Consider the following 20393-nt stretch of genomic DNA (forward strand, 5'->3'; position numbering starts at 1 on the left):
AAGAAAAATCTTTAAGCCCTTTGTTATTAATTCGATTTCATACTCAATTTGAGATTACTATTCTCAAAACTCGAGATATCAATTACTTCTTCTAAGTCTACATCAAAAGAAATTGTGACACTATCACCCACCATTGTAACAGGTAATTGATTGGATATTTGGGATGAACCCACAAAAATATTAGTATAATCTTTGACTTTAAAATAATAAAAACTATTCCCGTTTTTTACATCATTTTGGATTCGGGTCACAACGGATTTCAACGATTTTTTATTAGAAACACTATTGGGATTTATTTTATTATCCGCCATATTATAAACGTTTTTAAACGAAGTCAACGTTTCCCGCATGGTATTGCCCACGCCCACAATCGTGTAATCTGAAATGGCAACCATCGCAAACATTTTAACCAATCCGCCATCATCTTTCAGCGTCATCACATAGGTGGGGATATTATTAATATTGTAAGGAATAGGCAATGAAGCCTTGTATCCTTTCTCCTGAACTTTCCCTTGTGCAGAGCTTTGAGCAGCAAATTCTGTTGCGCCACCTTGCTTATAAAAAGTAGTTTCTTTGGTCCTGGTATCCACCAATACAAAACCTACGGCAGACTCTTCTTTCCCCACTGAAGTCAATCCGGTATACCAATACGATTTATTGTCTTTTCCGTAAACCAATGTCAATCCTTCCGTAATTTGAAGTTTATCCTGATTAGAAAAATTCCAATACCCGTGAACGTATTCACCCCAATCATTCAATTGATCTTCTATGAAATCCAAAGGCTGGATTCGATCCACCCATTTTGGTGTTTTAGCAATTGAATATTCATTTATAACACCAGATTGGGCATCAACCACAATAACACCGATCGCTTCTTTTCCGGAGAAACCAATTTTTTTTCCATATTTCGTAATAATCCAAAACGGATTTCCAGCATCATCAATCTCAAAACTAAAATCAGCCAGACCAACCGTAGCATTTCCGTTAAAATAAACGTGTCTGTGAATATCACTTTGAAAATAGGCACCTTGTTGGTATTTAATTTTAATGTCCTTCCCTCCTATACTCTGAACTAATTTTACATCACGTTCATTAGTTGCAGAAACCATAACATATCCCGCAGTTCCTTCTTGGTTGTTAAACCATTTTAAAAAACCCGAATGCAATAAAGGCGCAACCCAATATAAATTGTTATTCACTTTTTGGATGCAAAAATCTCCCAATTCGACCTGACTTCCCAAGGCCGGTTGTGAACCTAAAATTTTCTCTCCCAAAAGATGTGCTAATTCCTCATCGACCACACGGATTTTATCAATAGAAATTGGAGCAATGTGATTGGTGATTTTTTGACCGTTTTTAACCTCACCAATTAATTTTTGATACGAATCGATTCGGAAAATTTTTATGCTGGTTACAAAAGGAAGCGCAATACAATATACCAAAAGTACTCCTGCCAAAACGAATAAAATCTTGTTTGGCTTAGAGACAATCTTGACCTGCTTTGTTTGCTGCGAGACGGTTAATCCAAGAGAAAATACAGTCGCAAGAATTACTAAAATAAGCAAAATAAAGGCAAAACCCGTAAATCCATAATTGATTACCGGAAGGATGCCATAAAATAATAAAAACCCAAAAAGGAATAAGAAAACAATACCAACTATCTTTTTCATAAAGCTATTTTTTTATACTTCAATATTAGTCTTTAATACTACTGAATGTTACACTAAAAAAGTGTCAATTTTAAAGAAAATAGGAACCTTATTTACAATACCGTAAAAAATAGTATTTTTGCAGTCAGCTTGAAATTCATTTTTCAATCTATACATTTTTTCAATCTTTAAATTAGACACATGAAAGCATACGTATTTCCAGGTCAAGGCGCACAATTCACAGGAATGGGTAAAGACTTATATGAAAATTCTGCACTTGCAAAAGAATTATTCGAAAAAGCCAATGAAATTTTAGGTTTCCGCATCACAGACATCATGTTTGAAGGAACTACTGAAGAATTGAAAGAAACCAAAGTGACACAACCGGCCGTTTTCTTGCATTCGGTGATTTTAGCAAAAACGTTAGGCGATGATTTCAAACCAGAAATGGTAGCGGGACATTCATTAGGTGAATTCTCAGCTTTAGTGGCGAACGGAGCTTTATCCTTTGAAGACGGATTAAAATTAGTTTCACAACGCGCTTTGGCAATGCAAAAAGCCTGCGAAATAAAACCTTCAACTATGGCAGCTGTTTTAGGATTGGCTGACAATATTGTTGAAGAAGTTTGTGCTTCAATTGACGGAATTGTAGTGGCTGCAAATTACAACTGCCCGGGACAATTAGTGATTTCTGGAGAAACATCAGCAGTTGAAAAAGCATGTGAAGCGATGAAAGCAGCGGGTGCAAAACGTGCGTTGTTATTACCGGTTGGTGGTGCTTTTCACTCACCAATGATGGAACCGGCTCGTGAAGAACTGGCTGCAGCTATTGAAGCAACCGCTTTCTCTACTCCTATTTGTCCGGTATATCAAAATGTGACGGCAAACGCAGTTTCAGATCCAAGCGAAATCAAGAAAAATTTAATTATCCAATTGACAGCTCCGGTAAAATGGACGCAGTCTGTTCAACAAATGATTGCTGACGGTGCTACTTTATTTACTGAAGTGGGTCCTGGAAAAGTATTGGCAGGATTGATTGGAAAAATTGATAAAGAAGCGATTACTACAAATGCATAATTAGCCTTTAGTGTTCAAAATAGTATCCTCATAAACTCTGGTTTATGAGGATTTTTTTTATCTTTATAAAACGAGTTCAAAATAATTTTAATTTTTAAAATGAAAAAAATGAAAAAAGCACTTTTAGGATTAGCATTTATTGCAACTTTAATGACTTCTTGCAAAAAAGAAACAAAAGACGAAGTAAAAGAGGCTACTGAAGCCGTAGGTAATGAAATGGAAGATGCTATCGATACAGCAGCTGTAAAAGTTGATGCTGCAGCTGATTCCACAAAAGTTAAAGCAGGAAAAGTTCTTGAAAAAGGAGCTGACAAAATGAATCAAGCCGCTGAAAAATTGAAAGAAGCCGCAAAAAAATAATTCAAAAAAATAGGCTGTCAATGACAGCCTATTTTTTATTTCCTAATTTTCTGTTCCCATTTCCAGGCACTGGCCATCGCTTCTTCTAGCGTAGATTGTGCTTTCCATCCCAGAACAGTATTGGCTTTATCCGTATTGGCATACGCTGAAGTTATATCTCCTTCTCTTCGTCCTACTATTTTATATGGCAATTTTTTACCGCTTACTTTTTCGAAAGTGTGAATCACTTCTAAAACAGAGCTTCCGGTTCCGGTTCCTAGATTAAAGGTTTCTACTTTTTCCGTGTTTTTTTTATTCAGTAAGCGTTGCAAAGCGATTACATGGGCTTTCGCCAAATCTACTACGTGAATATAATCACGAACTGCTGTTCCGTCTGGAGTTGGGTAATCATCACCATAAACCGAAAGTTCTTTACGCAATCCAAAACCGGTTTGTGTAATAAACGGCACTAAATTCTGAGGAACTCCAATTGGTAATTCTCCAATTTCAGTAGAGGAATGCGCCCCTATTGGATTAAAATAACGCAATAAAATAGCGCTGATATTCGTGACTTTGGCAGTATCAGTAATAATTTCTTCTCCTATTTGTTTCGTATTCCCGTAAGGAGACATCGCAGTTTGAATTGAAGCATTCTCAGTTATCGGCATGGTTTCCGCCTGACCATAAACCGTACATGAGGAGCTGAAAATGAAATTTGCTTCCGGTTTTTGCTGTAATTCCTGCAAAATATAGACCAGCGCATTGATATTATTTTCATAATACAGCAATGGATTTTCTACGCTTTCACCCACCGCTTTTGAAGCTGCAAAATGAATTACACCTGAAATATCATGATGTCTTTTGAAAAAATCCTGAACCTTTTCTTTTTCGCGCAAATCTAATTTTTCGAAAGCTGGAACTTTACCCGTAATATTCTGAATTCCGTCCAACACATCCATTGATGTATTCGATAAATTATCGACAACGATAACTTCATAACCTTCGTTTTGCAATTCCACTACGGTATGTGAACCTATGAAACCCAAACCACCTGTAACTAATATTTTCATGATTTCTTTTTTGTACCGACACGATGTATTGCGTCTTCTCGTTTAAACAAAAGACACGATAAATCGCGTCTCTACTATAATTATCCTAAATATTCTAAAACTGAATCCGTGATAAATTTAATTTGCTCGTCATCTAATTCTGTATGCATCGGTAATGAAAGTACTTCCGTCACTAATTGATTGGTTACTGGAAAATCTTCTTCTTTGTAACGAGAATCAGCATATGCTTTTTGCGAGTGCAAAGGAATTGGATAGTAAATAGCACATGGAATGCCTTTGTCAAGCAAATGTTGCATCAAACCGTTCCTGTCAGCATCTATAATTCGCAATGTATATTGATGGAAAACGTGACAGTCGCAAATATCACAAATACTTGGCGCAACGATATTTTTATGCCCTTCAAAAGCAGCTGAATATTTTCTGGCAGCCTCTTGTCTTGCTCTTCCATATTCATCTAACAAAGGTAACTTAGCATTCAAAACCGCAGCCTGAATACTGTCTAATCGAGAATTAACACCTACTACATCGTGGTGGTATCGCTCGTACATTCCGTGATTTACAATGCCGCGAAGTTTGTGAGCTAATGCATCGTCATTCGTGAAAATCGCTCCACCATCGCCGTAACATCCCAGATTTTTGGAAGGAAAAAATGAAGTCGCTCCTACATGTCCAATCGTTCCCGCTTTCTTTTTAGTACCATCCGAAAATTTACAATTGGCACCAATAGCTTGCGCATTATCTTCAATAACGTATAAATTATATTCTTTAGCGATAGCCATAATAGCCTCCATATTAGCGGCACGGCCAAATAAATGAACTGGCACAATCGCTTTTGTTTTTGGTGTAATCGCTTTTTTAATCCCTTCGATAGAAATATTCATATTATACATATCCACATCGACTAAAACGGGTGTCAATTGCAGTAAAGCAATTACTTCCACTGTCGCTGCAAAAGTAAAATCGGCTGTTATTACCTCATCGCCGGGTTTTAAATCCAATCCCATCATCGCAATTTGCAACGCATCAGTTCCATTTGCACAAGGAATTACGTGTTTTACGTCAAGATATTCTTCTAATGATTTTTGAAACTGATGAACTTGAGGTCCATTAATGTAAGTATTAGTATCTAAAACTTCCTGAATAGAAACATCAACGGTGTCTTTTATTTTTTCATATTGACTTTTTAAGTCAACCATTTGGATTTTTTTCATTGTAATTTTTGTTTAATGTTCGAAAGATTACCGTTTCTAAACACAGCAAATACTTTCTTAAAACGAAGAACAAAAATAGTTATTTATGAGTTTAAACCAATGCAACCCACATTAAAAAAAGATATTATTCCAATGAAATAAAAAGTAGGTTCCTGACAACCAAAATTTATATATTGCTGCGGAAGAAATAAACCTAAAGAAAACGTATTTTAGCCCCAAAATTTCAATGATGCTTTTTCTTTATAATCTAATTGTTCAAATTGCTGCATTTTTATTAAAAATAGTGGCTCTTTTCAGTCCAAAAATGAAACTTTTTGTGGACGGCAGGAAAGAAGTTTTTCCTGTTTTGGAACAAAAAATAAAACTTACTGACAAAACAATCTGGTTTCATGCTGCCTCTTTGGGCGAATACGAGCAAGGTTTACCCGTTATTGAAAAGATAAAAGAGCAATTCCCATTGCACAAAATCGTGGTTACTTTTTTTTCTCCTTCGGGTTATGAAGTTCGTAAAAACAATACTGTTGCTGATGTTACGGTTTATTTGCCTTTGGACACCCAGAAAAATGCACAACAATTTCTACAACTCGTTCATCCGGATTTAGTATTTTTTATCAAATATGAGTATTGGCCAAATTATTTATCTGAACTCAAAAAACGGAATACCAAAACCTATTTAATTTCTGGAATTCTCAGAAAAAATCAACTGTTTTTCAAATGGTACGGTGGTTTTTATAGAGACGCGCTGGATGCGTTCACCTACTTTTTTGTTCAAAATGAAACTTCAAAAAAACTACTGCAACAAGTAGGTAAAACGAATGTTTCGGTTTCTGGAGATACTCGATTTGACCGAGTTGCCACAATTTTAGAAAAAGACAATTCCTTGGGTTTTATTTCTCAATTTAAAGACAACACATTAACTATTGTAGTGGGAAGTTCTTGGCCAAAAGATGAAAATTTATTAGTGGATTTTATTAATTCGAATACATTAAATATCAAGTTTATAATTGCGCCGCACAATATTAAAGAAGAACAAATTCAGGATTTAAAAAATTCAATTACAAAAAAAACAGTTTTGTTCTCTGAAAAAGAAGGTAAAAATCTCGCTGATTTTGACGTTTTTATAATTGACACAATTGGTATTTTGACAAAAATCTACAGCTATGCCGATATTGCGTATGTAGGCGGTGGTTTCGGGAATTCCGGAGTTCATAATTTACTGGAACCGGCAACTTTTGGAGTTCCAATTCTCATTGGCCCCAACTATTCGCATTTTGCAGAAGCTACTGCACTGGTAAATATGGAAGCGTGTATTTCTATTAATAATAGTAAAGAACTAGACGAAGCATTTAAAAACCTAATCCAGAATGATGACATTCGACAAGAAAAAGGACATATGTGCAGCACTTTTGTTCAAATGAATAAAGGAGCCACTGCCAGTATTTTAAAACACATCTTGAATGATTCAATTTAAACCATTAGCAATTGCTGACATTGAAACGATTGTGACCATGATGCAAGAGTTTTATGCAATTGATAATTACCCCATTGACATTGACGTTTCCAAAACTTTATTTGAGGAATTTATTAAACATGAAAATTTAGGAAAATCATGGCTCATTGTATCTGATAATGAACTTATAGGATACATTATTCTAACCTTTGTTTTTAGTTTTGAATACCAAGGAAAAATTGCTTTTTTAGACGAATTATATCTTACCGAAAAAGTGAGAGGCAAAGGAATTGGCGGTAAAGCGCTCGAATTTATTCAAAGTGAAAGTCATAAACTATCGTTAAAACTGATTTATCTGGAAGTGGAAAAGCACAATGAAAAAGCACAAAAATTGTACCTTACGCACGGTTTTGAATTGCACAACAGAAAATTGATGAAATACAGAATCAGATAAAATTACACCCTAAATTTAATACCATGAAATTTTTAAAATTATTCTTATTACTATTTGTCATTCAGGCGCAGGCACAGCAAGGCGGCATGTGGATTCCTTCACTTTTGAAAGGAATGAATGAAACAGAAATGAAAAACTTAGGCATGAAAATGTCTGTGAAAGAGATTTACGATGTCAATCAATCGAGTTTAAAAGATGCGGTTCCGCACTTTAATGGAGGTTGTACCTCTGAAGTTATCTCTCCAAAAGGTTTGATTTTAACGAATCACCATTGCGGATTTTCACAAATTCAATCACACTCTACAGTAGATCATGATTATCTGACTGATGGATTTTGGGCCTACAAAATGGAAGATGAATTACCAAACGAAGGTTTGACAGTAACTTTTATGGTGAAAATTGAAGATGTAACAACATCTGTTCTAGAAGGCACTGCAACTCTTACTAACGAAGCTACTAAACAAAAGAAAATTCAAGAAAACATTACGGCATTATCTAAATCGTTGCCAAAGGAAAATTGGCAGGAGAATAAAATTAGGACTTTTTTCGAAGGCAATCAATACATCCTTTTTGTAACGGAAACCTTTACGGATGTCCGTTTAGTTGGCGCTCCGCCTTCCGCTATCGGGAAATTTGGTTCTGATACTGACAACTGGGTTTGGCCACGTCATACCGGAGATTTCTCATTGTTTAGAATCTATGCTGACAAAAATAATCGTCCGGCAGCCTATTCTAAAGACAACGTACCATACACCCCGAAACACTTCTTGCCTATTTCACTAGATGGCGTAGCCGAAGATGATTTCACATTAGTTTTTGGTTACCCAGGAAAAACAAACGAATATTTACCTTCGGTTGCGATTGAGCAAATTGTAAACGAACTGAATCCAGCAAAAATCGAAATCAGAGACAAAGCATTGAAAGTGGCTGATGGTTTTATGAGAAAAGACAATGCAATAAAAATTCAATACGCCTCTAAATATGCAAGTATTGCCAATTATTGGAAAAAATGGATTGGCGAAACACAAGGATTAAAAAAATCAAATGCAGTCGCCGTAAAAAAAGAATCTGAAAAAGAATTCCAGCTAAAAATTGTAAAAGCAGGCAAAGAAAAAGAATACGGAACACTTTTAGCTGACTTTGACAAAAACTACACGGAAATTAATCCTTATGCAGTAGCAAGAGACTATTTTACAGAAGTAGTACTACGTAATACTGAATTACTAAGTACGGGACATAAATTATACCAATTGGAAGAAGTTTACAAAAGTAAAGGAGAACAGTCTTTCAATGACCGAAAAAATAATTTAATAACTGGACTGGCTGATTTTTACAAGAATTTCAATGCAACTGTTGATGAAAAAGTTTTTGAACAATTGATTGAATTATATGCTACCAAATCTCCAAAACAATTTTTGCCACAAAGTTTAATGAATGTAAATGCTAAGAATCTGGCTTCTGAAATATATACCAAATCCAAACTTAAAAATTATGCAGGTCTAAAAGAATTATTAACCGGCGACACGAAAACCGTTTTAACGAGTTTAAATAATGACCCAGGTTTTTTACTGGTAAAGGAACTAGCTGACAAATATTCGAAAGAAGTTGCGCCAAAATACGACGAAATCAATTTAAAGATTACTGCGCTACAACGCACGTACATGAAAGCGCAATTGGAATTGAATAAAGACAGTAGAATTTTTCCAGATGCCAATAGTACATTACGAGTTACTTATGGAAAAGTAAAAGGTTACGAACCGAAAGATGCTGCGCTTTACACACCTATAACTTACTTAGATGGAGTAATGGAAAAATACATTCCCGGAGATTATGAGTTTGATGTTCCAGCCAAATTAATAGATCTATACAAAACCAAAGATTACGGTCCTTATGGTGAAAACGGAAAAATGCCTGTTAACTTTATCGGTACAAATCATACTACTGGTGGTAACTCCGGAAGTCCAGCGCTAGACGCTAATGGAAACTTAATAGGACTTAATTTTGACCGGGTTTGGGAAGGAACCATGAGTGATATCTATTACGACACAAGTATTTGTAGAAACATTATGGTAGACATACGCTACGTCCTGTTTATTATGGATAAATATGCTGGTGCAAAAAACTTGATAAGTGAGCTAAAAATGGTTCACCCAAAGAAAAGCAAACCTTTGAAAAAGAAAAACTTAAAGTAAAATCAAGGACTCCACAACGATATAAAGTATTTATTAATTATTTGACTAAATTGGCATAATAATTGTAATTTGTTTCTGCGTTGACAAAAAATATTATTTTTTAAAAAAAAAATAAAAAAATATTTTACATATTAAAAAATTTATATCTTTGCCACGAATTAATAATTAACCTTTTATATTAAATTAAGATGAAAAAAGTATTTTTAAGTTTAGCTGCTGTTGCCGTATTGACTGTTGTATCATGTAAAAAAGCTGATGCTCCTGCTGAGGACGCTGCTGCTGTAGTTGATTCTGCTGCTGCTGTTGTTGATTCTGCTGCTGCTGTAGTTGATTCTGCTGCTGTTGTTGTTGATTCTGCTGCTGCTGTTGCTACTGAAGCTGCTGCAACTGCTACTGAAGCTGCAAAAAAATAATTAGAACTCAAATTCTAAAAATTTTAAAGCCATCCGCTATGCGAGATGGCTTTTTTAATTTGTAACATTTCCAATCCTTTAATAAGAGAAGTACAAATAAAAAAGAGAGTCGTGAAATTTAAATTTCACGACTCTCTTTTTTATTTACCCGTTAATTCAAAAACCTTTAATCCGAAAAAATAAAATCATTTCCAGAAAAATCCAACACCTCTGAATTTGAACCATACCGTACAATTTCATCAATTCCTTTTTGGAGACGTAACGAAGTGGTATATTTTCTACTTGTTGCAAAATGATTTCCTTCCAACATCAATTTAAAATAGAATTTCCCACCAGAAGACTTAAACTTTAAAAAGTCGGCAGTTTCAATCGTAGCTTTAAATTTATCAATATCTTCCTCACACTCAAACTTAAGTTCGTAACTCAAACTTGCAAAAACAACTTTCCCCTTCCTGGAAGTAAAAACAAATTTATATTCGTCGTTATATCTTTTACTAATTACAAAAGCCCCCATAGTTTATTAAAATAAAAAAATTCAAATTATAAATCACAAAAAAGAAGGAGTTGATATTAGTTCCAATAGATTTAGTTTTATGAAAAACCATAAAACAAAAAAAAACCGCTTCAATTGAAGCGGTTTAGTACTCAGAGCGGGACTTGAACCCGCACGAACATTGCTGTTCACTGGATTTTAAGTCCAGCGTGTCTACCAATTTCACCATCCGAGCATTATGTGGTGTTGGAGCGAAAAACGGGGCTCGAACCCGCGACCTCGACCTTGGCAAGGTCGCGCTCTACCAACTGAGCTATTTTCGCATTTTCAATTCTTAGAAAGAACCGCGATACTTGTTCTGTATTGCGGATGCAAATTTAGGACATTTATTGAATTATACAAGCCTTTTTTATAAAAAAATTACAGATAAAAGTTAATACTCTGATAACCTAAACTTTAAAATAAAATAAATTATTTTCTAGTCAACATTCTTTTAATTTCGTTCAATTTCATGAGCGCTTCCATAGGCGTAATGGTATTAATATCCAGACTTATAATCTCTTCTTTGATTTCTTCTAACAAAGGATCATCCAGATTAAAAAAACTCATTTGCATTTGCTCCGCCTGTTCGCCTTTCAGGCTCGAGCCATCTTTTGAAGCTTTAATTCCGTTCAGCGCATCACTGGAATGATTTTTTTCTAATTTCTTCAAAAGCTTCTGCGCTTTCAAAATTACAATCTGAGGCATTCCGGCCATCTTCGCCACATGTATTCCAAAACTGTGTGCGCTCCCTCCTTTTACCAATTTTCGAATAAAAAGCACGGTATCTTTCAATTCTTTCACAGCCACATTATAATTCTGAATTCTAGGCAATGATTCGCTCATTTCATTCAACTCATGATAATGCGTTGCAAATAAGGTTTTGGGTTGTGAAGGATGCTCGTGTAAAAATTCTGCAATTGCCCAAGCTATGGAAATTCCGTCATAGGTACTGGTTCCTCTTCCAATCTCATCTAAAAGCACTAGACTCCTATCAGAAATATTATTCAAGATAGAGGCAGTTTCATTCATTTCAACCATAAAAGTAGATTCTCCCATCGAAATATTATCACTCGCTCCTACTCTGGTAAATATTTTATCTACAATTCCCATTCTAACGCTGTCTGCAGGAACAAAACTTCCCATTTGAGACAAGAGTACAATCAGCGCCGTTTGACGCAAAATAGCTGACTTTCCAGACATATTTGGACCTGTAATCATAATCAATTGCTGTGTTTCTCTATCCAAGAAAACATCATTGGCAATATAAGGCATTCCAACCGGCAATTGTTTTTCGATAACAGGATGCCTTCCGTTTTTGATTTCTAATTCGAAAGTTTCGTCAAGTTCAGGACAAACATATTTATTTTCGATAGCCAATTGTGTAAAAGAACACAAACAATCCAGTTGCGCCACCAGATTAGCATTCATTTGAACCGGCTTTATATACGTGCCAATCCAGCTAACCAATTGTTCGAATAATTCTACTTCGATTTTATGAATTTTTTCTTCGGCACCAAGAATTTTTGTTTCATATTCTTTTAATTCCTCAGTAATATAGCGTTCCGCATTAACCAAAGTTTGTTTTCGAATCCATTCCGTAGGAACTTTATCCTTATGCATGTTCCGTACTTCGATGTAATAGCCAAAAACATTATTAAAGGAAATTTTCAACGAAGAAATTCCCGTTAATTGTGATTCTCGCTTTTCAATTCCTTCCAAAAATTCTTTTCCAGAAGTTGATATCGCACGCAACTCATCTAATTCTGCATTGATTCCTTTGGCAATCGCATTTCCTTTGGCAATAGCCACAGGCGCATCTTGATTTAAAACGGTTTTTATTTTTTCGCGCAACAATTCGCAACTGTGCAAACTGTCACCAATTACTTTTACGGCTTCTTGCGGACTTTCTAACGCCAAAGTTTTTATTGGAATAATGGCATCCAATGATTCTTTCAAATAAACCACCTCCCTAGGCGATACTTTTCCGGCAGCAATTTTTGAAATTAAACGCTCCAAATCAGAAATTTGCTTGATTTGATTCTGAATATTCTTTAAAACATCTTGATTATCTTTTAAATAAGAAACTACTTGGTGACGACTTTTTATTTTAGCACTGTCTTTCAAAGGAAGCGCCAACCACCTTTTTAACAAACGCCCACCCATTGGCGAAAGTGTTTTATCAATAACATCGAGAAGCGTCACCGCGTTTGGATTATAACTGTGGTACAATTCCAGATTACGAATGGTAAAACGGTCCATCCAGACATAGGCGTCTTCAGCAATACGCTGAATCGCTGTTATATGTTGCACTTTATTATGCTGCGTTTCGGATAAATAATACAAAATGGCTCCGGAAGCAATAATTCCTTCTTTCAATTCTTCGATTCCAAATCCTTTTAAGGAAACCGTTTGAAAATGCTTGGTTAAGGTTTCGAATGCGTAGTCTTCTTTGTAAATCCAATCTTCCAAATAAAAACTATGGTAATCATCTCCGAAAATTTCCCGGAAATCATTCTTATTATTTTTTGGAATCAGAACCTCACTTGGATTAAAATTCTGTAACAATTTATCAATATATTCTGCATTGCCTTGCGCCGTTAAAAATTCACCTGTAGAAACATCTAAAAACGAAATTCCTATAGATTTATTGGCAAAGAAAATGGACGCTAAAAAGTTATTCGTTTTTGATTGTAAAACCTCGTCATTCATAGAAACTCCCGGAGTCACCAGTTCAGTAACACCACGTTTTACAATGGTTTTAGTCATTTTTGGATCTTCGAGTTGATCACAAATTGCTACACGAAGTCCTGCTTTGACTAATTTTGGTAAATAGGTATTCAAGGAATGATGCGGAAAACCAGCCAACGCCGTTTCAGTTTCAGAACCTGCTCCGCGCTTCGTTAAGACAATTCCTAATATTTTTGAAGCACGAACTGCGTCTTCTCCAAATGTCTCATAAAAATCCCCAACACGAAACAAAAGACAAGCATCAGGGTACTTTCTTTTTATCTCATTGTACTGCTTCATTAACGGAGTTTCCTTAACTACTTTATCTTTAGATGCCAATTGTATTTGTGTTTAAAAATGAAAAAATATCAGCGAATTTATATATTTTAAAACAAATAAATAAGGGGTTCAAAAAATTAAACTATTTTAAGAAAGATTTAAGTCATAATTTCTATTTTTTATTTAGATTTGTGGATACTTTTAAATTGAAAGAGATATGAAAAAAATAATTACCCTAGCTATGCTAGTTGTTTTAGGAGTAGCAACTTCTACTGCACAAGAAACTTCAAAAAAATTGAAAGCAACTACTGCTAAAGTTGCTGCTGCAAAAGTGAATGGCGCAGGAATGGTTTTCGTAACTGAAACTATTGACTATGGTACTGTTGCTTATAACTCTGATGGTAAACGCGAATTTGTTTTCACAAATAACGGTAACAAACCTTTAATCATTACTAATGCTCAAGGATCTTGTGGTTGCACAGTTCCTACTTATCCTAAAGAGCCAATTGCTCCGGGAGCAAAAGGAGTTATTGGAGTAAAATATGACACTTCAAGAGGTGGTCAAGCTTTTACTAAAACAGTAACATTGACAACTAATGCTGTTGTTCCTACCAAAACACTTACAATAAAAGGAAATGTTTTAGCCGCTGAATCTTCAAAAAGCTAAATTTTAACTAAATATACAAAAAAGCTTCCATTAACTTCGGAAGCTTTTTTTTTGAATAATTTACAAAATATGAGAAAGCTAGAAAACAGCGAACTAGATCGAAAATCTATTGAAGCATTTAAACAATCTGAAAAAACACCGCTGATTTTAGTATTAGATGATATTCGCAGTTTGCATAATATTGGCTCCGTATTTAGAACTGCCGACGCTTTTCTAATTGAAAAAATATATTTATGTGGTATTACTGCCACACCACCAAACAAAGAAATTCATAAAACCGCACTTGGAGCCACTGAAACTGTTTCTTGGGAACATCACGAGAATGTTCTTGCCGTTATTGAAAAATTAAAAGCGGAAGATGTAATGACACTTGCCATAGAACAAGTGGAAAGCGCAATTTTTCTGCAAAATTTTGAGGTTAAAAAGGGAGAAAAATATGCTTTAGTTTTTGGAAACGAAGTATATGGTGTTTCTCAAGAAGCAGTTGCACTATGCGATGGCTGTATTGAAATCCCACAATTAGGCACGAAACATTCTTTGAACATATCAGTTAGTGCAGGAATTGTAGTTTGGGACTTATTCCAAAAACTGAACTGGCCAAAATGATTTTTTTAATTGAATTTTCCTAATTTTTTTCTATCATTTCATGAAAAAGCTATACCATCTTATTACACTATTCTCTGTTTTTTTTTGCTGTGCCCAAAATACTTTGATTCCAGATGTGAATTTTGAAAGTGCACTAATTAATAAAGGCATTGATATTGGTGCTATTGATGGAAAAGTGCTTACTAGTAATGTGAGTGGAATTACCAGTTTGGACATTTCGGCTAACAATATCAGTAATTTAACCGGAATACAGGATTTTGTAAGTTTGACTTTTTTAGAGTGTTCCCGCAATAAATTATCGAGTTTAGATTTAACTAACAATACATCATTAACTCTATTAAATTGTTGGGGTAACAACATAACGAATTTAGATCTTACAAGAAACACCAAGCTGACCTACTTGTCTTGTTTCCAAAATAAATTAACAAGTTTAGATCTTAGCAAAAATACCCTTTTGACTCAACTATTTTGTAGTTGGAATGAACTGACTAGTCTAAATTTAAAGAACGGCAACAATAGAGATTTATTCGCTTTAAATGCATTTAATAATCCAAATCTAAGCTGTATTCAAGTAGATAATGAAGCAGTTTCAAATTCTTGGGATCCTTCCAAAAAAGATGCCACCGCCCGCTATTCTGAAGATTGTAGTAAAACCGCAGCTACAATCGATCCGCCCAAAATTACAGCAACAGGAAATCAAACCTATTGCCCAGGAACTTCTTTAAAAATAGTTGAAACCATTTCTATTACCAATGACCCTTCTGAACCTAGCACCAATGCTATTTACATTCAAATCTCTTCAGGATATGTTTCTGGTCAGGATTTATTGAAACTCGCCAACTTAACAGCACATCCCAAAATAAATACAATTTGGGATGTAATTACTGGAAAGCTAAAGTTATATAGTCAAACGGGTTTGCAAATACCTTATGCAGACTTTGTCTCAGCGATAAAAGATGTTGAGTTTAGCAATGCATCGCCTTCACCTTCAGGAACTCGAAGTTTTTCCATCACAATTGGACAGGCAAATTTCCTTCCCTCCACAGGTCACTATTATGAATTTGTCTCTAATGTGGGCATCACTTGGACTGCTGCAAAAACAGCCGCAGAAGCACTTAATTATTATGGCTTAAAAGGGTATTTAGCCACGATTATGGCCGCAGATGAAGCGCAAATCTCTGGCGAACAAGCCAAAGGAGCGGGATGGATTGGTGGAAGTGATGCTACGACAGAAGGTGTATGGAAATGGGTAACAGGTCCAGAAGGCCTAGCAAATGGCGGAACTGGAATCACTTTTTGGAATGGAGTTGCTAATGGCTCTACTCCCAATTATGCCAAATGGAACACAGACGAACCCAACCAATATAATGGTGCCAATGAAGATTATGCCCATATTAAATCCAATAATGCACCAGGGATTCCTGGTTCTTGGAATGATTTAACCAATACCGGAGATGCAAGCGGCAATTATCAACCCCAAGGTTATATAGTTGAATATGGCGGTATGCCAGAAGATCCAATTCTTCAAATATCAACAAGTACGACAGTTACAATACCTAAAATAACCAGCACAACTCCCAGTTCTATTTGTGGATCAGGGGTTGTTACTCTTCAAGCAACTTCAACTGATGGTATCGTTAGTTGGTATACTTCAAATACTAGTAAAACTCCGACAGCAACAGGAAATTCATTTACAACTCCAACTCTTACCACTACAACTTCTTATTATGTTGATGCCTCAAATGGAAATTGCCCAAATGGTCCAAGAACTGAAATTATCGCCACTATAAAAGCTTTGCCTAGTTTACCTCAAATCGCAATATCTTCTACAAGTCCCGTTTTATATTGCCTGAATGCACCAGCTATTCCTTTAGCTGCAACCGCCTCGACAGATTGCTTTTTAAATTGGTACACTTTGCCAACTGGAGGAGTTCCTTCAACTACAAGTCCTACACCCCTTACAACAGTTGCAGGTTCCACCACTTATTATGTAAGCCAAACGAACACAGTAAACGGTTGCGAAAGTCCTCGAGCTGCAATTATAGTAACTGTAAATCCATTGCCTACTGCACCAATTGTGAGTAATGCAAACTATTGCAATAATGAATCTGCTGTGTCTTTATCAGCAACAGCTTCTGCAAATTGCACTTTAAATTGGTACACAACAGCTTCGGGAGGGACGTCTAGCCCAACAAGCCCTACACCTTCTACTACAACTTTAGGCTCAACAAATTACTATGTGAGTCAAACCATAACTTCCACAGGTTGTGAAGGACCAAGAGCTGAAATCATTGTAATTGTAAATCCATTACCGACGGCTCCAATAACAAGTAATATTGACTATTGTCATAATGAAGTTGCAATTCCTCTAACGGCAACCGTTTCGGCAAATTGTACTCTTAATTGGTACACAATTCCAACAGGCGGGACATCAAGCGCAACAAGCCCTACTCCATCGACGGCCACTGTAGGCACAACAAAATATTACGTAAGTCAAACCATCACAGCTACTGGATGTGAAGGACCGAGAGCTGAAATCTCAGTAATCATTAATCCATTGCCGATAGTAAAAGATGTTGAAATTATCCAATGTGATACTGATTTAATTGTAGATGGAAGGACATTATTTAATTTAACCGTAAATAACAATGCAATTTCAGCAAACTCTATTAATGAAAACTTTACTTATTATACTTCTTTAAACGGAGCAAATAATGCCGTTTCAGCAGATTTGATTTCAAATGAATTGGCTTTTGAAAATACAACTCCAACAATAATGGATATTTGGTCGAGAGTCAGTAACAAAATAACAGGTTGTTATAGTGTTGCGAAAATCACTTTGAAAGTTCCCGCTACGAACATTATTCCAAACTACAAAATTACTTTTCCTCCTGTTTGCGATGACTTTTTGGATGTTAATGGAAATAATAATGGAAACAATAACAATCGTGATGGGATTACCACTTTTGATTTCTCTTCGACAAAAGCGATTATAGAAGGACTATTACCTACTTCTGATGCTTATACTATTACTTACTACAAAAACGAAACTGATGCTTTGGCAGAAACTAACGTAATTACAGATATTTCGAATTATAGAAATATTGGCTACCCTAATTCTCAAGATATTTGGATACGGATTGACAGTGATTTGGATAATGCTTGTTACGGTCTTGGCCCGTATTTAACTTTAATTGTTGAAGCTTTACCTGTTGCAAATACAGTTGTTATTCCTCGACAATGCGACGATAACAACGATAGAATATTCACATTCAATACTTCTTCGTTGGAATCTGATTTATTACAAGGACAAACCAATGTAACGGTTACTTATTTCGATCAAGCCAACAATCCTCTGAAAGATGCCAACGGAGTTTCGATTACAAGTCCATTTCCGGTAAATTTCACAGCAACCTCGCAAACCATTAAAGCGGTTGTAACCAATAATACAACTCAACAATGCTTTGATGAAACCATCATAACATTTATTGTAGATGCTTCGCCAATTGCTAATGCTGTTCCTTCAGCCCTTACAACAACTTGTGACGACGAAGCGAATCCAATCAATCAAGATGGTCAATTTGCTTTTGATACCTCATCATTCGAAACCACCATTCTTGGCGGACAAACTGGAATGATTGTCAAATATTACGATCAAAATAATATGCTTTTGCCAAGTCCATTACCCAATCCATTTGTAACCAAAACACAAAATATTACTGTAAATGTTCAGAACCAATTAAACACAATTTGTACGGCATCGACGACATTAAATTTTGTTGTCAACCCTATTCCTAATATTGACTTGAATTTAGATGGCCTTTCAAACGAACTAGTTTGCTCCAATCTTTCGAGCTTTTTTGTAACGCTGGATGCAGGTGTATTAGATGGTTCGCCAACAAGTAATTACGATTATATTTGGACGAAAGATGGAATAATTGTCGGGACAAATTCCCCAACATTAGATGTAAATACCGTGGGAGATTACACCGTTGAAGTAATCAATAATGTAGGTTGTAGCAGAATTAGAACCATTACTGTCACTGCATCAAATACAGCAACTATAAACTCTGTGGATGTTGTAGATTTAACAGACAATAACACCATAACTATCACCGCAACTGGACCTGGAGATTACCAATACAGTTTGGATGAACCAAATGCATCTTGGCAAGACTCTAGTTTTTTTAATAATGTACCTGCAGGAATCCATATAGTGTATATCAATGATAAAAATGGGTGTGGTCTTGTTTATCAAGAAATTATAGTTGTTGGCGTGCCAAAATTTTTCACACCAAACGGCGATGGCCATAATGATTATTGGAGTATAAAAGGGGTGAATGAAACTTTTAATTCTAAATCTATAATCTACATTTTTGATAGATATGGCAAGCTACTAAAACAGTGGGTTCCCTCTTTAAATCCAGGTTGGGATGGCACTTTTAATGGGATGCCCCTACCAGCAGATGATTATTGGTTCACTCTAAAACTGGAAGACGGCCGAGAAAAAAAAGGACATTTTTCTTTAAAGAGATAAATAGCTAAAGTAAACTATTTTTGAATTTTTAGTTTTATTTCATCTAGAATGTACAGATAATCTTCTTGATTTTTTACAAAATCCTTATCAGAAACATCAATAATTAGAACATTCAAATCGGTTTGTGATTTAATATAATCGAGATAACCGCTATTGATTTTATCCAAATATTCCGCTGGGATTTTTTGTTCGTAGCTTCTGCCGCGTTTTTTAATATTTTGCAAAAGCCTTTCTGAATTTTGATACAAATAAATGTACAAATCCGGTTTTGGCATTTCTCTATAAATGATATCAAAAAGATTGCGGTACAAACGATATTCATCTTCAGCCAGTGTTATTTTGGCAAAAATCAAAGACTTAAAAATATGATAATCGGCAACCAGAAAGTCTTTAAACAAATCAAATTGCGCCAAATCATCTGATAATTGCTGATATCTGTCCGCAAGAAAAGACATTTCAAGTGGAAATGCATATCGGTTCTGATCTTTGTAAAATTTGGGTAAAAAAGGATTATCAGCAAAACGTTCCAATACTGTTTTCGCATTAAAATCCTCAGAAATTTTTGTCGCCAAAGTTGTTTTTCCAGCTCCAATATTCCCTTCAAAGGCAACATAATTAAATTGCTCTAAAGAAATATTTTGCAAAGGACTTACCAAATCCTGAACGACCTCACAAACACTGTCATCTGGAGATACAATCAGCAATTCAGTAATATTTTTTTGAAGAATGGGATGTTTCCAATCTAAATTTAAATCTTGAATAGGCAACAAAACAAAATTCCTGTTTTGCATCAAGGGATGTGGAACCTGCAGTTTTTCGGTAGCAATAATTTCGGAATCGAAAGCAATCAAATCAATATCAATCGTGCGAGATTGGTATTCTTGAGTTTTGTTTCGCAAACGACCCAATCTTTTTTCGATTTTTAAAATCTGAGTCAGAATTTTATGAGCAGAGGAAAAAGTGTGTAAAACTAATGCACAATTATAAAAAGCATCGCTTTCAAAACCCCAAGCTGGAGTTTCGTATAATCTGGAAACTTTAATTACAGTACCAATTTCTTGATGTATCAATTCTAAGGAACGCTCGATATTTTCCAAACGATTGCCTTGATTACTACCTATAGATAAAATGACCTGATGTTGTGATTTCATAATTAGGTGCAAATTAACTAAAAGAATTTTAGAATT

Annotated in this window: 15 protein-coding genes and 2 tRNA genes; 9 read left to right on the forward strand and 8 right to left on the reverse strand. The window is 35.3% G+C overall.

Annotated features, from left to right (window positions below; genetic code table 11):
- Window positions 1-26: 26 nt before the first annotated feature.
- Window positions 27-1670, reverse strand: a complete 1644-nt coding sequence (locus ACXX80_RS02895) for a hypothetical protein (RefSeq protein WP_458551910.1) — start codon at window positions 1668-1670, stop codon at window positions 27-29.
- A 180-nt stretch (window positions 1671-1850) separates the two neighbouring features.
- Here ACXX80_RS02895 and fabD point away from each other — a divergent pair, with 180 nt between their 5' ends.
- Window positions 1851-2726, forward strand: a complete 876-nt coding sequence (gene fabD / locus ACXX80_RS02900; RefSeq protein WP_458551911.1) for an ACP S-malonyltransferase — start codon at window positions 1851-1853, stop codon at window positions 2724-2726.
- A gap of 108 nt (window positions 2727-2834) precedes the next feature.
- Window positions 2835-3086 carry a hypothetical protein gene (locus ACXX80_RS02905; RefSeq protein WP_315206576.1) on the forward strand — a complete coding sequence of 84 codons (252 nt, stop codon included), beginning with the start codon at window positions 2835-2837 and terminating at the stop codon, window positions 3084-3086.
- A gap of 35 nt (window positions 3087-3121) precedes the next feature.
- On the opposite strand, the gene galE is transcribed toward ACXX80_RS02905, so the two are convergent.
- Both galE and ACXX80_RS02915 read right to left on the reverse strand, forming a co-directional pair.
- Window positions 3122-4135, reverse strand: coding sequence for a UDP-glucose 4-epimerase GalE (gene galE / locus ACXX80_RS02910; protein ID WP_458551912.1), 1014 nt, complete (start codon window positions 4133-4135; stop codon window positions 3122-3124).
- A gap of 80 nt (window positions 4136-4215) precedes the next feature.
- On the reverse strand, window positions 4216-5346 hold the full coding sequence (locus tag ACXX80_RS02915) for a DegT/DnrJ/EryC1/StrS family aminotransferase (protein WP_458551913.1): 1131 nt from the start codon (window positions 5344-5346) through the stop codon (window positions 4216-4218).
- Between the two features lie 229 nt (window positions 5347-5575).
- Here ACXX80_RS02915 and ACXX80_RS02920 point away from each other — a divergent pair, with 229 nt between their 5' ends.
- The 4 genes from ACXX80_RS02920 (at window position 5576) to ACXX80_RS02935 (ending at window position 9855) form a co-directional block, all read left to right on the forward strand.
- The gene (locus ACXX80_RS02920) at window positions 5576-6817 is read left to right on the forward strand and encodes a 3-deoxy-D-manno-octulosonic acid transferase (protein WP_458551914.1); all 1242 of its coding nucleotides are present in this window, start codon (window positions 5576-5578) and stop codon (window positions 6815-6817) included.
- Entirely contained in the window at window positions 6804-7250 is a 447-nt protein-coding gene (locus ACXX80_RS02925) for a GNAT family N-acetyltransferase (protein WP_458551915.1), read from the forward strand. The genes ACXX80_RS02920 and ACXX80_RS02925 overlap by 14 nt, the downstream gene beginning before the upstream one ends.
- A gap of 23 nt (window positions 7251-7273) precedes the next feature.
- Window positions 7274-9442: a S46 family peptidase gene (locus ACXX80_RS02930; protein ID WP_458551916.1), complete on the forward strand. Its 2169-nt coding sequence runs from the start codon at window positions 7274-7276 to the stop codon at window positions 9440-9442.
- Window positions 9443-9630: 188 nt separating this feature from the next.
- Entirely contained in the window at window positions 9631-9855 is a 225-nt protein-coding gene (locus ACXX80_RS02935; RefSeq protein WP_099714386.1) for a hypothetical protein, read from the forward strand.
- Between the two features lie 166 nt (window positions 9856-10021).
- Here the strand turns inward: ACXX80_RS02935 and ACXX80_RS02940 are convergent, their stop codons facing one another.
- From ACXX80_RS02940 to mutS, 4 genes are all read right to left on the reverse strand, one after another.
- Window positions 10022-10369: a DUF1508 domain-containing protein gene (locus ACXX80_RS02940; RefSeq protein ID WP_458551917.1), complete on the reverse strand. Its 348-nt coding sequence runs from the start codon at window positions 10367-10369 to the stop codon at window positions 10022-10024.
- Between the two features lie 128 nt (window positions 10370-10497).
- A tRNA-Leu gene (locus tag ACXX80_RS02945) sits at window positions 10498-10583 on the reverse strand.
- Window positions 10584-10595: 12 nt separating this feature from the next.
- Window positions 10596-10671, reverse strand: a tRNA-Gly gene (locus ACXX80_RS02950).
- A gap of 148 nt (window positions 10672-10819) precedes the next feature.
- Window positions 10820-13456 carry a DNA mismatch repair protein MutS gene (gene mutS, locus ACXX80_RS02955; protein WP_458551918.1) on the reverse strand — a complete coding sequence of 879 codons (2637 nt, stop codon included), beginning with the start codon at window positions 13454-13456 and terminating at the stop codon, window positions 10820-10822.
- A gap of 157 nt (window positions 13457-13613) precedes the next feature.
- Here mutS and ACXX80_RS02960 point away from each other — a divergent pair, with 157 nt between their 5' ends.
- The 3 genes from ACXX80_RS02960 to ACXX80_RS02970 all read left to right on the forward strand — a co-directional run bounded on the left by ACXX80_RS02960 (window position 13614) and on the right by ACXX80_RS02970 (window position 19206).
- Window positions 13614-14063, forward strand: coding sequence for a DUF1573 domain-containing protein (locus ACXX80_RS02960; protein WP_458551920.1), 450 nt, complete (start codon window positions 13614-13616; stop codon window positions 14061-14063).
- A 69-nt stretch (window positions 14064-14132) separates the two neighbouring features.
- Window positions 14133-14669: an RNA methyltransferase gene (locus ACXX80_RS02965; RefSeq protein ID WP_458551921.1), complete on the forward strand. Its 537-nt coding sequence runs from the start codon at window positions 14133-14135 to the stop codon at window positions 14667-14669.
- A 40-nt stretch (window positions 14670-14709) separates the two neighbouring features.
- Window positions 14710-19206 carry an FIDD domain-containing protein gene (locus tag ACXX80_RS02970; protein WP_458551923.1) on the forward strand — a complete coding sequence of 1499 codons (4497 nt, stop codon included), beginning with the start codon at window positions 14710-14712 and terminating at the stop codon, window positions 19204-19206.
- 14 nt (window positions 19207-19220) lie between these two features.
- Here the strand turns inward: ACXX80_RS02970 and folK are convergent, their stop codons facing one another.
- A complete protein-coding gene (gene folK / locus ACXX80_RS02975) occupies window positions 19221-20357 on the reverse strand; it encodes a 2-amino-4-hydroxy-6-hydroxymethyldihydropteridine diphosphokinase (protein ID WP_458551924.1) in 1137 nt (378 codons plus the stop codon).
- Window positions 20358-20393 lie beyond the last annotated feature (36 nt).

The sequence above is a fragment of the Flavobacterium sp. GNP002 genome (assembly GCF_054343795.1).

Coding starts and splice junctions, on each gene's coding strand:
- fabD (WP_458551911.1), top strand. CDS start 1,851: ATGAAAGCATACGTATTTCCAGGTCAAGGCGCACAATTCACAGGAATG.
- ACXX80_RS02935 (WP_099714386.1), top strand. CDS start 9,631: ATGAAAAAAGTATTTTTAAGTTTAGCTGCTGTTGCCGTATTGACTGTT.
- ACXX80_RS02915 (WP_458551913.1), bottom strand. CDS start 5,346: ATGAAAAAAATCCAAATGGTTGACTTAAAAAGTCAATATGAAAAAATA.
- ACXX80_RS02960 (WP_458551920.1), top strand. CDS start 13,614: ATGAAAAAAATAATTACCCTAGCTATGCTAGTTGTTTTAGGAGTAGCA.
- folK (WP_458551924.1), bottom strand. CDS start 20,357: ATGAAATCACAACATCAGGTCATTTTATCTATAGGTAGTAATCAAGGC.
- ACXX80_RS02930 (WP_458551916.1), top strand. CDS start 7,274: ATGAAATTTTTAAAATTATTCTTATTACTATTTGTCATTCAGGCGCAG.
- galE (WP_458551912.1), bottom strand. CDS start 4,135: ATGAAAATATTAGTTACAGGTGGTTTGGGTTTCATAGGTTCACATACC.
- ACXX80_RS02940 (WP_458551917.1), bottom strand. CDS start 10,369: ATGGGGGCTTTTGTAATTAGTAAAAGATATAACGACGAATATAAATTT.
- ACXX80_RS02970 (WP_458551923.1), top strand. CDS start 14,710: ATGAAAAAGCTATACCATCTTATTACACTATTCTCTGTTTTTTTTTGC.
- ACXX80_RS02895 (WP_458551910.1), bottom strand. CDS start 1,670: ATGAAAAAGATAGTTGGTATTGTTTTCTTATTCCTTTTTGGGTTTTTA.
- ACXX80_RS02905 (WP_315206576.1), top strand. CDS start 2,835: ATGAAAAAAGCACTTTTAGGATTAGCATTTATTGCAACTTTAATGACT.
- ACXX80_RS02920 (WP_458551914.1), top strand. CDS start 5,576: ATGCTTTTTCTTTATAATCTAATTGTTCAAATTGCTGCATTTTTATTA.
- ACXX80_RS02965 (WP_458551921.1), top strand. CDS start 14,133: ATGAGAAAGCTAGAAAACAGCGAACTAGATCGAAAATCTATTGAAGCA.
- ACXX80_RS02925 (WP_458551915.1), top strand. CDS start 6,804: ATGATTCAATTTAAACCATTAGCAATTGCTGACATTGAAACGATTGTG.